This is a genomic window from Mesorhizobium bavaricum (genome assembly GCF_056781655.1).
In genome coordinates this window covers 5,360,486-5,375,086 of record NZ_CM165566.1, presented here as the reverse complement: position 1 = coordinate 5,375,086, position 14,601 = coordinate 5,360,486, and the positions used below count along the sequence as shown (strand labels likewise).

Annotated in this window: 13 protein-coding genes; 11 read left to right on the top strand and 2 right to left on the bottom strand. The window is 63.4% G+C overall.

Going from position 1 to position 14,601, the window contains the following annotated elements:
• Positions 1–114 precede the first annotated feature (114 nt).
• The 4 genes from AC1RZR_RS26375 (at position 115) to AC1RZR_RS26360 (ending at position 5,254) form a co-directional block, all read left to right on the top strand.
• Positions 115–564, top strand: coding sequence for a Ros/MucR family transcriptional regulator (locus AC1RZR_RS26375; protein WP_379106365.1), 450 nt, complete (start codon positions 115–117; stop codon positions 562–564).
• Between the two features lie 137 nt (positions 565–701).
• Positions 702–2,579, top strand: a complete 1,878-nt coding sequence (locus AC1RZR_RS26370) for an ABC-F family ATP-binding cassette domain-containing protein (protein WP_481826459.1) — start codon at positions 702–704, stop codon at positions 2,577–2,579.
• Between the two features lie 82 nt (positions 2,580–2,661).
• Positions 2,662–3,069, top strand: coding sequence for an SMI1/KNR4 family protein (locus AC1RZR_RS26365; protein ID WP_481826458.1), 408 nt, complete (start codon positions 2,662–2,664; stop codon positions 3,067–3,069).
• Positions 3,070–3,139: 70 nt separating this feature from the next.
• Entirely contained in the window at positions 3,140–5,254 is a 2,115-nt protein-coding gene (locus AC1RZR_RS26360) for a molybdopterin-containing oxidoreductase family protein (protein WP_481826457.1), read from the top strand.
• 26 nt (positions 5,255–5,280) lie between these two features.
• Here AC1RZR_RS26360 and AC1RZR_RS26355 read toward each other — a convergent pair whose 3' ends face one another.
• The gene (locus AC1RZR_RS26355) at positions 5,281–6,423 is read right to left on the bottom strand and encodes a flavin-containing monooxygenase (protein WP_481826456.1); all 1,143 of its coding nucleotides are present in this window, start codon (positions 6,421–6,423) and stop codon (positions 5,281–5,283) included.
• A gap of 73 nt (positions 6,424–6,496) precedes the next feature.
• Positions 6,497–6,976, bottom strand: coding sequence for an Lrp/AsnC family transcriptional regulator (locus AC1RZR_RS26350; protein WP_481826455.1), 480 nt, complete (start codon positions 6,974–6,976; stop codon positions 6,497–6,499).
• Positions 6,977–7,082: 106 nt separating this feature from the next.
• Here AC1RZR_RS26350 and AC1RZR_RS26345 point away from each other — a divergent pair, with 106 nt between their 5' ends.
• The 7 genes from AC1RZR_RS26345 to AC1RZR_RS26315 all read left to right on the top strand — a co-directional run bounded on the left by AC1RZR_RS26345 (position 7,083) and on the right by AC1RZR_RS26315 (position 14,594).
• A complete protein-coding gene (locus AC1RZR_RS26345) occupies positions 7,083–8,291 on the top strand; it encodes a diaminopropionate ammonia-lyase (protein ID WP_481826454.1) in 1,209 nt (402 codons plus the stop codon).
• The gene (locus tag AC1RZR_RS26340) at positions 8,288–9,514 is read left to right on the top strand and encodes a Zn-dependent hydrolase (RefSeq protein WP_481826453.1); all 1,227 of its coding nucleotides are present in this window, start codon (positions 8,288–8,290) and stop codon (positions 9,512–9,514) included. Before AC1RZR_RS26345 ends, AC1RZR_RS26340 begins: the two co-directional genes overlap by 4 nt.
• 18 nt (positions 9,515–9,532) lie before the next feature.
• On the top strand, positions 9,533–10,705 hold the full coding sequence (locus tag AC1RZR_RS26335; RefSeq protein ID WP_481826452.1) for a M20 aminoacylase family protein: 1,173 nt from the start codon (positions 9,533–9,535) through the stop codon (positions 10,703–10,705).
• Between the two features lie 145 nt (positions 10,706–10,850).
• On the top strand, positions 10,851–11,648 hold the full coding sequence (gene speB / locus AC1RZR_RS26330) for an agmatinase (RefSeq protein ID WP_481826451.1): 798 nt from the start codon (positions 10,851–10,853) through the stop codon (positions 11,646–11,648).
• Positions 11,649–11,933: 285 nt separating this feature from the next.
• Complete coding sequence (locus AC1RZR_RS26325) at positions 11,934–12,146, top strand: hypothetical protein (protein ID WP_481826450.1); 213 nt, start codon at positions 11,934–11,936, stop codon at positions 12,144–12,146.
• A gap of 107 nt (positions 12,147–12,253) precedes the next feature.
• The gene (locus tag AC1RZR_RS26320) at positions 12,254–12,427 is read left to right on the top strand and encodes a hypothetical protein (RefSeq protein ID WP_477276362.1); all 174 of its coding nucleotides are present in this window, start codon (positions 12,254–12,256) and stop codon (positions 12,425–12,427) included.
• Positions 12,428–12,500: 73 nt separating this feature from the next.
• Positions 12,501–14,594 (top strand): ATP-dependent helicase, encoded by a 2,094-nt coding sequence (locus AC1RZR_RS26315; RefSeq protein WP_481826449.1) that lies wholly within the window; start codon positions 12,501–12,503, stop codon positions 14,592–14,594.
• Positions 14,595–14,601 lie beyond the last annotated feature (7 nt).

The window sequence follows — 14,601 nt, the reverse complement described above, 5'->3', positions numbered from 1 at the left end:
CGAGTCTTAATTCCTTTTTGAGATTTCGTAGTCCGTTGGGGGGCGCCTTAAAGAGATACATCGACATAAGTCTTCGCTGGGGTGGATGACTTTGTCGCAAATAGGGTGAAAGAATTGTCAAATATCGATGATAAGACCGTTATCGAACTGACGGCCGATATTGTCTCGGCCTATATCGGCAACAATCCGCTTCCGGCTTCCGGCTTGCCTGAGTTGATTGCCAGCGTCAGCGCTTCGGTTCGCAAGCTGGCTGGTGCGCCTGTCGTGGAAAGCCCGACCCTGGTTCCGGCTGTGAACCCGAAGAAGTCGGTGTTTCCCGACTATATCATCTGCCTTGAGGACGGAAAGAAGTTCAAGTCGCTCAAGCGGCACCTCAGGACGGATTACGGCCTGAGCCCGGACGACTACCGGGCCAAATGGGGTCTGCCGCCGGACTATCCGATGGTTGCGCCAAACTATTCGGCGACACGGTCGGCGCTGGCGAAGTCGACAGGACTTGGCCGCAAACCGGCAGCAGCGCCTGCCGCCGTGGCCAAGGCGACGAAGCGCAAGGCCGCTACCTGAAAGCTGCCTGGCCGGGTAGGCAAGCCGCTGATCGGCTGCTTTGACGGCGCCCTCGCGGGCGTCGTTTTCAGGCCTTGTGCGGCCAACTGGCCCGCAAGGTCTTGCGAAGCGTTGATGTCCGGTGCAAAAGCGCGGCCATGCTGATCATCAATGACCTTTCGCTCCGCATGGCCGGACGCCTGCTTCTCGACCATGCGTCGCTGACCTTGCCGGCCGGCACGAAGGCCGGCCTTGTCGGTCGCAACGGCACCGGCAAGACGACGCTGTTCAAGGCCATCACCGGTGACCTTGCCTCCGAGACCGGCTCGATCAGCCTGCCCAAGAACACGCGCATCGGCCAGGTGGCGCAGGAAGCGCCAGGCACCGAGGACCCGCTGATCGAGATCGTGCTCAAAGCCGATCTCGAGCGGACGGCACTCCTCGAAGAGGAAAAGACCGCAACGGACCCGCACCGCATCGCCGACATCCACATGCGGCTGGCTGACATTGACGCCCATTCTGCTGAGTCTCGCGCGGCCACCATCCTCGCCGGTCTCGGCTTCGACGATTCGGCGCAGCGCCGTCCGGCCTCGTCCTTCTCCGGCGGCTGGCGCATGCGCGTGGCGCTTGCGGCCGTGCTGTTTGCCGAGCCCGACCTTCTGCTGCTCGACGAGCCGACCAACTATCTCGACCTCGAAGGCACGCTGTGGCTGGAAAACTACGTGTCGAAATATCCGCACACCGTGCTTCTGATCTCGCACGACCGCGATTTGCTCAACCGCGCCGTCAACTCGATCGTTCATCTCGACCAGAAGAAGCTGACCTTCTGGCGTGGCGGCTACGACCAGTTCGAGCGCCAGTATACCGAGCAGAAGGAGTTGCAGGAGAAGGGCCGGGTCAAGCAGGAAGCCGCCCGCAAGCATATGGAATCCTTCGTCGAGCGCTTCCGCGCCAAGGCCTCCAAGGCGAGACAGGCGCAGTCGCGCATCAAGGCGCTGGAAAGGATGAAGCCGATCGCCGCAATCGTGAACGATACGGTGCGGCCATTCTCCTTCCCGGAACCGGTCAAGACGGTGGCCTCGCCGATCGTGGCGCTGAACAACGTCAATGTCGGCTACACCGAGGGGCAGCCGATCCTGAAGAAGATGACGCTGCGCATCGACGCCGACGACCGCATCGCGCTGCTTGGCGCCAACGGCAACGGCAAGTCGACCTTCGCCAAATTGCTGTCCGGCCGGCTGAAGCAGGAGAGTGGCACGATGACGGTGGCGCCCGGGCTGAAGGTGGCGATCTTCGCCCAGCATCAGCTCGACGATCTCCGGCCCGACGAAAACGCCTACGAGCATGTCCGCCGGCTGATGCCGGAGGCGCCGGAATCGAAGGTGCGCGGCCGCGTCGCCCAGTTCGGCCTCACCACCGAGAAGATGAACACCGCCGCCAAGGATCTGTCGGGCGGCGAGAAGGCGCGGCTGTTGATGGGTCTGTCGGCTTTCGAGGGCCCGAACCTGTTCATCCTCGACGAGCCGACCAACCATCTCGACATCGACAGCCGTGAATCGCTGATCCATGCGCTGAACGAATTTCCCGGCGCGGTGATCCTGATCTCGCATGATCGCCATCTGCTAGAGGCGACCGCCGACCGGCTGTGGCTGGTCAAGGACGGCGCGGTCAATCCGTATGACGGCGACCTCGAAGACTACAAGACGCTGGTCACCGGTGTGTCGGGCGACCGCCGTGGCAAGCGCGAGGCGGACAAGGCATCAAAGGCCGACCGCCGCCGCGATGCGGCTGCGCGCCGCGCCGCCTTCGAGCCGCTGGCCAAGGAAATCCGCGCCACCGAAGCGCTGATGGACCGCATCCGCAAGCGCATCGACGGCATCGAGGACGAGCTGTCCAATCCGGCCGTCTACGAGAAGGACCCCTCGACGGCGACCCGGCTGGCCAAGGAGCGCTCGCAACTGGCCCATACGCTGGCCGGCCACGAGGAAAAATGGCTGACCATGTCGGCCGAGTATGAGGAAGGCACGGCGGAGTAGGGGCGCGCGCCGCGGGAGAAGGTGTCGCCGCAGGCGACAGATGAGGGGTGCTGCTCGGAGTGAGGCGCTGAGGGGTGATGAGATGCTTGAAGGTCGGGAGTGGCGCAAGAACGGTGGAGCGTCAGACGGGGCGATCCAGAAACTCAGGGACGTTGCGCCTGTTGTCCTGCCTGAAAGCTATTTTGCCCTTCTCTCTTTCAGCAACGGTGGTGAAGGCCCATTGCCAACCCAGCCACTGTGGCTGGCTTTGCATACCGCGGAAGAGGTGATCGAAGTAGAACAGCAGGGGACATTCAAGGAGTTCTTTCCGGGGTTTTTCGTCATCGGCAGCAACGGGGGCGGCGAAGCGATTGCGATCGATCTACGCACCGCCGGGCTTTATCCGCTCGTTGCATTTGACATGACAAATAGTGATCTGGTCGAAAGCGTTTGGCCCATTGCGTCGGACTTCGATGAATTCTTGCGCTTGATCGGCCCTTCAGACGAATAGCACAGAGGGGATGTAAGGCCCCGCCCATCTGGCCCTACACCCCGCACCAGGAACCGGCTAATCTCGTCCCATGAACCAACACGCCAAGCTGAGAATCGGCCATTCGGCCTGTCCGCATGATTGCCCGTCGACCTGCGCGCTCGAGGTCGAGTTGCTTGATGGCAACCGCATTGGCCGCGTCCATGGCGCCAAGGCCAACAGCTATACGGCAGGCGTCATCTGCGCCAAGGTCGCCCGCTATGCCGACCGTGTCCATCATCCCGACCGTTTGTTGAAACCGCTTATCCGGGCCGGCGCAAAGGGCGACGGCGTCTGGAAGGAGGCCAGTTGGGAGGCTGCACTCGACCTCGTCGCCGAAAAATTCATCGCGGCCGAGGAGAAATACGGTTCGGAGACGGTTTGGCCGTACTACTATGCCGGCACGATGGGATTGGTCCAGCGCGACGGCATCGACCGGCTGCGCCACGCCAAGAAATACTCCGGCTTTTTCGGTTCGATCTGCACCAATCTGGCCTGGACCGGCTGGATGATGGGAGCGGGCGCCTTGCGCGGGCCCGATCCGCGCGAGATGGCGAAATCCGACTGCGTCGTGATCTGGGGCACCAATGCCGTGGTCACCCAGGTCAACGTCATGACCCACGCGATCAAGGCGCGCAAGACGCGCGGCGCCAGGATCGTCGTCATCGACGTCTATGAGAACGCGACGATGAAGCAGGCCGATCTCGGCCTGGTGCTGAAGCCAGGCACCGACGGCGCGCTGGCCTGTGCGGTCATGCATGTGCTGTTCAAGGAAGGCATGGCCGACCGCGCCTATCTCGAAAAATACACCGACGATCCCAAGGGGCTGGAAGAGCATCTGAGGACCCGCACACCGGAATGGGCAGCGGCCATTACCGGTTTGACGGTCGCCGAGATCGAGGCTTTCGCTCGGCTCGTCGGCACGACGAAGAAGACCTATTTCCGTCTCGGCTATGGTTTTGCGCGCCAGCGCAACGGCTCGATCAACATGCACGCGGCCGCCTCCATCGCCGCCGTCACCGGCTGCTGGCAATATGAGGGCGGCGGCGCCTTCCATTCCAATTCCGGCATCTTCAAGCTCAACCAGGATGTGCTGGAAGGCACGAAGATGCGCGGTCCCTCGATCCGCTATCTCGACCATTCGCGCATCGGCCCGGTGCTGACCGGGGCCAGCGATGCGCTCTATGGCGGCCCGCCCGTGACGGCGATGCTGATCCAGAACACCAACCCGGTGAATGTCGCGCCCGAACAGCGGCTGGTGAAGCAGGGGTTTCTGCGCGACGACCTGTTCACCTGCGTCCACGAGCAGTTCATGACCGACACCGCCAAACTTGCCGATGTCGTCCTGCCGGCGACGATGTTCCTCGAACACGACGACATCTACAAGGGCGGCGGCAACCAGCACATCACGCTCGGCCCCAAGTTGATCGACCCGCCGGAAGGGCCACGCACCAACCATTTCGTCATCGAGGAACTGGCGCAGCGCCTCGGCGTCGCCGACCGTCCAGGCTTCGGCCTGACCGAGCAGCAGCATATCGACATCATCCTTGGCAAGCGCGGGCTGGGCAGCTTCGACAGCTTGAAGGAAGACAAGTGGGTCGACCTGCAGCCGGATTTCGACACCGCGCATTTCATCAAGGGATTTGGCCATGCGGACGGAAAATTCCGCTTCCGCGCCGACTGGACCGGGCAGGCGGCCCCCAACCGGCCGCCGAAGAGCATGGGTCTGTTCGGGCCGGTGGAGCGGTTGCCGGAATTCCCCGACCATGTCGACCTGATCGAGGTCGCCGACGCAGCACACCCGTTCCGGCTGACGACATCGCCGGCGCGCAACTTCCTCAATTCGACCTTCTCGGAAACACCGGTGTCGAAGGCCAGGGAAGTGCGGCCGGAACTGCTTTTGCATCCCGACGATGCGGCGGCCCATGGGCTTGCCGACGGCGACCGCGTCGAGGTCGGCAACCAGCGCGGCGAAGTGGTGCTGCACGCAAAACTGTTCAACGGCATCAAGCGCGGCGTCGTCATCGCTGAGGGCATCTGGCCAAACAGCGCGCATGAACGCGGTGAGGGCATCAATGTGCTGACCGGCGCCGATGCGCCAGCACCCTATGGCGGTGCAGCATTCCACGACAACAAGGTCTGGCTGCGCGCGGCAAGCCGAGGCTGAAGAGAACTCCGCTCGTTCGCGCCAAATTATACCGGCAGGATTTCGGCCGCCTTTTTTCGGTCTCGTCGCAGGCGGATGTCGTCAGCGATCTGCTCTGCCTCGATCGAGATTTCGCGCAGCAATCCAGTGACTGGATTGTGAAAGCCGATGAGATAAAGGCCGAGCTCCGAGGCTCGCGCGTTGACGCCGCTGCGGCCCGGCTGGACGTCGGACGGTAGCAATCTGGCAAAGCCCGGCCGGAAGCCTGTGGCGAAGATGATCGCATCGAACTCGCTCTGCTTGCCATCGGCAAAACGGGCGCCCTGTTCGGTGATCTCGGCAATGTCGGGTGCGACCTTGATCGCGCCTTCGCGGATCTTGCGGACCGTGCCGACATCGATCACCGGGATGCGCGACGCCACGGCGATCTGCTGCAACATTCCTTGGCTCGGCCGCCTGAGCCCAAATTTCTCCAGCCGGCCGAGCGCCAGATCGAGAATGACAGGGAATAGCGCATCATTGATGCGTTGCGGCATCAGGCGCGCCGCCATGCCGATCATCTGGATGGGCACGCCAAGCAGCTCGCGCGGCACGATATGAACGCCGCCGCGCACCGAAATCGTTGGTCGCGCGCCGCCTTCCACCAGATCGAGCGCAATCTCGGCGCCGGTGTTGCCCATGCCGATGATCAGCACCGATTGGCCGGCAAAAGGCGTGGCGTTGAGATAGTCGGCGCTATGCAGCCTCTTACCCCTGAAGGCATCGGCGCCGGCAAATCCGGGCATCAGTGGCTCGGCGTTGTTACCCGATGCGATCACCACGTGGGAGGCATGCACGATGCCGGATGTCGCTTCGACATGCCAGCTTCTACCTTGCCGGGTAACCGCCCGCACCGTCTCTCCAAATCGGGGCCGCAGATCGAAGCGTTGCGCGTAGGCATCGAGATAGTCAGCGAAGAGATTGCGCGGCACGTAGCGCGGATAATTCTTGGGAAAGGGCACGAAGGGCAGCGAGGAATAGCGTTTGGTCGTGTGCAGGTGGACGCGCTCATAGTGGCGTCGCCAGGCGGGTGCGGTCTGCTCCTCTTTTTCGAGGACGACGAAGTCGACCCCCGTCTGCCGCAGGCATGCAGCAATGGCCAGGCCTGCCGGCCCGGCACCGATGATTGCAACTGAAGTGATGTCGTCCAACCGCGCCTCCGCCGCCGAATTCGTGACGCCGAGAATGTCAGAAACATGGCGGGCAGGCGAGGGCCAGCAATTCTCATCCGGGCAAGGGCACCGTCAGCCCGACCTTGACGCGGTCCATCGCAACGAAGGTGCGGAACTTCCGCACATTGTTGCTGTCGAAGAACAGTTTTCGCGTCAGCGCCTCATAGGCGCCCATGTCGGCCACGGTGATGACGAGGATGAAGTCGGCCTCGCCGGTGACGTAGTAGCATTGCTGCACTTCCGGTGCGGCCGAGAATTGCCGCTTGGCCGTGTCGATGAGCTCGGCGCGTTCGCTCTCGAGCTCCACCTCGACGAAGAGGGTGATCGGTTGGCCGACCGCCGCCGGCTCGAGGACGGCGACATTGCCGGCGATGACGCCGCTCTGTTCCATGCGCTTGATGCGGCGCTGCACTGCCGGCGCCGACAGGTTCACCGCTTCGCCGATCAGCCGCTGCGGCGTCGTGTTGTCCCGCTGCAGGATGGCAAGGATGGCGAGATCGAAACTGTCGAGTGGAAGCGGCGATTCAGGCAATAGACACGTCCTTGACGAAACAAACTTGCAATTCAAGGGCTATATTACAGCGCCCTTTGCATCGGTCCTGCAATATGTTCTCGCTGGACGCCAAGGAGGGCCGCCAGTGTTCCTGCTCAATCACAATGCCTTGCACCGCCGGCCGCTCGACCATGCCGATGCCGAAACCCTGGGGGTTGCCGGGGCCGACACGGTCGAGCGTTTCCTTGCCCGTCGCGACAATCACCGGGAAACGCCATTGCATGCGCTGCCGGCGCTCGCTGCCGAACTCGGCCTCGGTGCGTTGCATGTCAAGGATGAGGGGTTTCGCCTCGGCCTTGGCAGCTTCAAGGCGCTTGGCGGTGCCTATGCTGTCTTCCGTCTGGTGCTGGAAGAGGCAAGCCGGTCGCTTGGCCGGCCCGTCGACGTGGCCGATCTCGATCAGCCGGATGTGCGGGCGGTCGCCGCGACGATGACCGTTGCCTGCGCGACCGACGGCAATCACGGCCGCTCGGTCGCGCAAGGTGCGCAACTCGTCGGTGCGCGTGCGGCGATCTTCGTCCATGCCGGCGTCAGCGAGGAGCGTATCGCGGCGATCGCCCGCTATGGCGCCGAGATGATCCGGGTCGACGGCACTTATGACGACTCGGTCAGGCAAGCCGCTCGAGTTTCGGATGAGAAAGGCTGGACCGTGGTCTCCGACACCTCGTGGCCGGGCTATGAGCGCATTCCCGGCCTTGTCATGCAGGGTTATACGGCGATCGTACGTGAAGCGCTGCGCCAGCTCCGCGAGCCACCGACCCATGTCTTCGTGCAGGCCGGTGTCGGCGGCATTGCCGCCGCGGTGGCAGGCCATCTGGCCATCGTGCTCGGTGACGCCAGACCGGCGTTTATCGTGGTCGAGCCGGCGCGTGCCGCTTGTGTTTTTGCAGCCGCCCAGGCCGGGCGCCCGGTCAAGGTCGCGCATGACCAGCCGACCGTGATGGCCATGCTCGAATGCTACGAAGCCTCTCCGATCGCCTGGCGCGTGCTGGCGCGCGCCGCCGATGCCTTCATGACGGTGGATGAGGACGAGGCCATCGCGGTGATGCGCCGGCTGGCGCGGCCAAGCGCAGGCGATCCGGTGATCGTCGCCGGCGAAAGCGGCGGTGTCGGCCTGGCCGGGCTGATCCGGGCGGTGGCCGACAACCAGGCCAGTCTCGGACTCGACCGCCAATCGCGAGTGCTGGTGATCAACACCGAAGGCGCCACCGACCCGCATCGTTACGCCGAACTGGTTGGTATGAGCGCGGCCGATGTGCTGGCCGGCAAGATGCTTGCAGGAGCAGCGTTGTGATCGGGGTCGACGCGCTGCGCCTGCTTGGCCGCATCCGCGAACTGGGCGCCGTTGGTCGCAACGGCGAGGGCAAGCTGGTGCGCCTTGCCGCCTCCGATGCCGACCGGCTCGGCCGCGACCTGTTGGTCGGCTGGCTCAGGCAGGCTGGGCTCGATATCGCCGTCGACCGGGTCGGCAATATTTTCGGCATCTGGCAAAGCGCGGACAATGCAGGGCAGGCGCCGCTGCTCATCGGTTCGCACATCGACACCGTCATCGATGCCGGCATCTATGATGGCTGCTACGGCGTGCTTGCCGGGCTGGAGGTGATCGAGACGCTCAAGGCATCAGGCTTTTCGCCATCGCGCCCGGTGGCGGTCGCCGCCTTCACCAACGAGGAAGGCGTGCGCTATACCCCCGACATGATGGGGTCACTGGTCCATGCCGGCGGCATCGATGCTGATACGGTGCTGGCCGCGGTCGGCACCGATGGCAGTGTGCTTGGACAGGAGCTTGCCCGCATCGGCTATGCCGGCGACCAGGAGCCCGGCTTCCTTAAGCCGCACGCCTATCTGGAACTGCATATCGAGCAAGGGCCGGTGCTGGAGCGTGAAGACGTGCCGATCGGCGCGGTCGAAAATCTGCAAGGCATCTCCTGGCAACGCATCACCATCGACGGTGTCGCCAACCATGCCGGCACCACGCCGATGTCGATGCGCAGCGATGCCGGCCACGCTGCCGCCAGGATCATCACCTTCCTTCACGATAGGGCCAAGGGCTCGAACAAGCCGACGGTCGCCACCGTCGGTACGATGCGCTTCGAGCCGAATGCCATCAACGTCATTCCCTCCCGAGCCATCTTCACCGTCGATCTGCGCGATCCCGACGAGCAGCGCCTGCGGGTGGAGGAAGCTGCACTTGCTGCCTATCTCGAGCAGCTTGCGGGCGCCGAAGGCGTGACGATCTCGGTGGAGCGGCTGGCCCGCTTCGAGCCGGTGATGTTCGACATCCACATCGTCGAACTGATCGCGGCCGCCGCGAAAAACCGCGGCCTTGGCGTTAGACGCATGACGTCCGGCGCCGGCCACGATGCACAGATGATCGCGCGCATTGCGCCGGCAGCGATGATCTTCGTGCCGAGTGCCGGCGGCATCAGCCACAATCCGCGCGAGCACACCGAAGATGCCGAGCTTGTTGCCGGCGCCAACATCCTGCTTGATGTGGTCACAGAGCTTGCAAAGTAGTCAGGAGGGGCAGAAGAAATGTCCGAACTCGATCGTGACGCGCTGAAGCAGGAGCTGATTTTCTGGCGGCGCGATTTACACGCCCATCCGGAGTTCGGCTTCGAGGAAAAGCGCACCGCGGCCTTTGTCGCCGCCAAGCTGCGCGAATTCGGGTTGGACGATGTCGCCGAAGGCGTCGGCGGCACCGGCGTCGTCGGCACGCTGAAGCGCGGCAGCGGCAACCGGGCGATTGCGCTGAGGGCCGACATGGATGCGCTGCGCATCACCGAGCAGTCAGCCGCGCCCTACCGTTCCGGCAATCCCGGCATCATGCATGCCTGCGGCCATGACGGCCACACCACGATGCTGCTCGGCGCGGCAAAACTGCTGGCCGGTGAGGGCGGTTTCGACGGCATCGTGCGCTTCATCTTCCAGCCAGCCGAGGAATGGGGCAAGGGCGCACTCTCCATGCTCGACGATGGGTTGATGCAGCGCTTCCCCTTTGACGAGATCTTTGGCCTGCACAACATGCCCGGCCTGCCCATCGGGCATTTCGAGACACGCGCCGGTCCGATCATGTCGGCCGAGGACAATTTCGAGATCGTGCTGAAAGGGCTCGGCGGCCATGCCGCGCGCCCGCATTCGGGCAATGAAACGCTGGTCGCCGCCTGCGCGCTGGTCACAAATCTGCAGACCATCGTCTCGCGCCGGTTGAGCCCGGCCGACATCTCGGTGGTTTCGGTGACCGAGTTGATCACCGACGGCACTCGCAACGCACTGCCCGGTCTTGCCCGCATCCTCGGCGATGCGCGCAGCTTCCGCCCCGAGGTCAGCGCCGAGATCGAGCGGCAGATGCGCATCATCGCCGAAGGCACCGCAGCTGCCTACAATGTCAGCGCCGAGGTCAATTACAGCCGCGAGTTCGTGCCGCTGCGCAATGATGCCGAACTGGTCGATGCGGCGTTTGCCGCCGCCGGAAGCGTTTTCGAGCCCGCCAACATCGCCGTCGCCCGCGAGCCGATGACCGCCTCGGAGGATTTCGCCCGCTTCCTCGATCATGTGCCGGGCTGTTTCGTCTTCCTCGGCAATGGCGAGACGTCGGCGCCGCTGCACAATTCCAGCTACGACTTCAACGATGACGGGCTGCTGTTCGGTACGAATTTTCAAGTCGCCCTGGTCAGGCAACGACTGAGCGGCGACGCGGGAAGATGATCGCGGCTTGATTGCCAGGCTGCGCTCGTCGCTGGCCCAAACACCATCGCTATCGACAGCCAGCTCCCGAGATTATTGATCTCTCCCAGTCCTTTGTTGAATTCCCCCAATTCTTGTTGGACTCACTGCCGGAGATCGGACGCTGATGACCAGGGTTTCACTTCTGGGAATTCCCCACGACGACAACTCGTCCTTCCTTAAAGGCCCGGCGCAAGCGCCCGCCCATGTCCGTCCTGAATTGTTCTCCGATGCCTACAGCATGTGGAGCGAAACTGGTTTCGATCTGACCGACAGGCTTGTCGATCATGGCGACGTCCGCTTCGACGCCGCCACCGATCCATGGGACCTGATCGAAAGCGAGGTTGGACGAGCCTTGGAGTCGGGCGATCCGTTGATCTGCCTCGGCGGCGACCACGCCATCTCCTGGCCGATACTGCGCGCGGTGCGCCGGCGACATCCCAGCCTGACCATTCTGCACATCGACGCGCACCCCGACATGTATGATGCCTATCAAGGCAATCCGCGCTCCCACACCTCGCCCTTCGCCCGCATCATGGAAGCGCGGCTTGCCGACCGCCTCATCCAGGTCGGGTTGCGGACCGTCAACGACCATCATCGCGACCAGTTCAAGCGGTTCGGTGTCGAGGTGATCGAGGCGGCGCGGTTCAGCGACAATCTGCAACTCGATCTCAAGACGCCGGTCTATATCTCGATGGACCTCGATGGGCTCGACCCGGCTTTTGCGCCAGGTGTCTCGCACCGCGAACCCGGAGGTTTGACCTCGCGTCAGGTCATCAACCTGATTCAATCGGTCAACCAGCCGATTGTGGCGGCTGATATCGTTGAATTAAACCCGCCTCGCGACATCGCCAACCTGACCGCCATCGTGGCGGCAAAACTCCTCAAGGAAATTGCCGGAATGATGGTCAAGACGCGCGTGTAACGGGCCCGCGACCAGCAACTGGCGTCAATCGGTACGCTTTTAACGAAGACAATCACCCGATGACGCCAGGGAAAGACTCAGCTAGCCTCTGCTCTGCGGCGGACCTATTATCCGCTTGGCCGGCGCTTCATCCTCCTCCCAAGCGGCGCCGGCCTTCTTCCCTAGCCTTCTCTTTGCTGATGCTAAATTAGCGAAAGTTAAATTTGGAGCCTTTGGGCTTGCCGGAAATTAGCGTCTTTCGGTCATAAATTTGGCATGCCTTTGGGGTGGCTGGCAGGAAGATAGATGCGCGGGCGTGGATGGATCAAGGCGTTGCGTCAGGACGAGGCTCAGCAGCTGCGTGCGCGCATCGCCGAACTGGAGCGCGATCTGATGGCGACGTCAGCCCAGGGGCGCCACAAGCGGCACGAGGCAGGGCACGAACTTCGCAATGCGAAGTTCCGCCTCCAGCGTCTCGAGGAATGCATCACCGAAATACCGGAGAAATGTGTGCGTTAGCGGATCTATCGCCGCCCTCGATCTTTTGACGCCCAGTCAAGACGGTCGGCGGGAGGAACCAAATGCCGTCTCCTCGGTTGGTCCTGTTCCAATGGAGGATTGCAACTATGATCCGTCTGCTTTTGGCCGGCGCTTTGGCCTATGTCACTTATCGCATCACCAGGAAGATGGTCGAGGACGTGCCCGATACAATCGACCCGCTGCTGGTGCCGCCGTCGCAATATGATCGTGAGACCTTGCGCCGGCAGTCAGTGGCGATGGGGATCGACCCGCAGCGTTAGGTGATCCTCCACATGCGCCAATACATCGTCGCATCGACATTGCGAACAAAGCAGAAACGATGCTTGATGGGCGATGAACCTCGCCACCCCTGATTCGACCTTCCGGGAACCGACCCTCCAGCCTGCCTATCTCGCCCGGCTGAACGACGCCCAGCGTCAGGCCGTCGAGCATGGCGACGGACAGGTCGCCGGGCCACTGTTGGTCATCGCTGGCGCCGGCTCCGGCAAGACCAACACGCTGGCGCACCGCGTCGCCCATCTGATCGTCAAGGGGGCGGATCCGCGCCGAATTCTGCTGATGACCTTTTCGCGCCGCGCCGCGTCAGAAATGGCGAGGCGCGTCGAACGCATCGCCGGCGAGGTGCTGGGCCGCGACGCGGCGGTGATCACCGATGCGCTGACCTGGGCCGGCACCTTTCACGGCATCGGTGCCCGGCTGCTGCGCGACTATGCGCTGGAGATCGGCCTCGACCCGGCCTTCACCATCCACGACCGCGAGGATTCCGCCGACCTGATGAATCTGGTCCGGCATGAGCTCGGCTTCTCGAAAACGGAAGCGCGTTTTCCGACCAAAGGCACCTGCCTTGCCATTTACTCGCGTGCCGTCAACGCGCAGGCGCCGCTGGGCGAAGTGCTGGGGTCCGCCTTCCCCTGGTGCGCCGGCTGGGCCGAGCAGCTGAAGCAGTTGTTCGCTGGTTATGTCGAGGCCAAGCAGGCGCAGAACGTGCTCGATTACGACGACCTGCTGCTCTACTGGGCGCAGATGGCTGCCGAGCCTGAAATAGCGGCGCATCTGGGTGGACGTTTCGACCATGTGCTGGTCGATGAATACCAGGACACCAATCGCCTGCAGGCCTCGATCCTGATGGCGCTCAAACCCGACGGTGCCGGGCTGACGGTGGTCGGTGACGATGCGCAGTCGATCTATTCGTTTCGCGCCGCCGAAGTTCGCAACATCCTCGATTTTCCCCGGCAGTTCGCGCAGGCCGCCGATGTGGTGATGCTGGAGCGCAACTATCGTTCGACGGAGACCATTCTGGCGGCAGCCAATGCGGTGATCGGCGAGGCCTCGGAGCGCTTTACCAAAAACCTGTGGTCAGAGCGCAAATCAACCGACAAGCCAAGGCTGGTGAGCGTGCGCGACGAGGTCGAGCAGGCCAATTTCGTCTGCGACACCATTTTGGCCGAACGAGAAGCTGGCACGGCGCTGAAATCGCAGGCGGTGCTGTTTCGCGCCTCGCACCACAGCGGTCCGCTGGAGATCGAGCTGACGCGGCGCAACATTCCCTTCGTCAAGTTCGGCGGCCTTAAATTCCTCGATGCCGCCCACGTCAAGGATGTGCTGGCGGTGCTGCGCTTTGCCGAGAACCCGCGCGACCGTGTCGCCGGCTTCCGCGTACTGCAGCTGATGCCCGGCATCGGGCCTTCGGCCGCCGCTCAGATCGTCGAGACGATGACGACGGCGCTGGATGAGGCGATGGGCTTGGCCGGCTGGCGCCCGCCGCAACGCGCGGTGGATGACTGGCCGGGCTTCGTCGCGCTCTATTCCGGCCTGCGGGCCGGTGCCAAATGGCCTGCCGACCTCGAACAGGTCAGGCTCTGGTACGAGCCGCATCTGGAGCGCATCCACGAGGATGCGATCACGCGCCGGGCCGACCTGTTGCAGCTTGAACAGATCGGCTCGGGCTATGCCTCGCGCGAACGCTTCCTCACCGAGTTGACGCTCGATCCGCCGGACGCCACCAGCGACCAGGCCGGACCGCCGCATCGCGACGAGGACTATCTGATCCTGTCGACCATCCACTCGGCCAAGGGCCAGGAGTGGAAGAATGTGTTCGTGCTCAACACGGTCGACGGCTGCATCCCGGCCGATCTCGGCGTCGGCACCAAGGAGGACATCGAGGAGGAACGCCGGCTGCTCTACGTGGCGATGACACGGGCCAAGGACAATCTCAATCTGATCATGCCGCAGCGGTTCTTTCCGCATGGTCAGGCGGCGCGCGGCGACCGCCACCTCTATGCCTCTCGCACCCGCTTCATTCCGGCCTCGATCCTCGCTGCCTTCCAGCAGGTTTCGTGGCCGACCGCGCAGGCGGCACAGGGCAGGGCACCCCGGCCCGAGGTGCGTGTCGACATTGGCGCGCGCATGCGCGGCATGTGGAAATAGCCGCGGG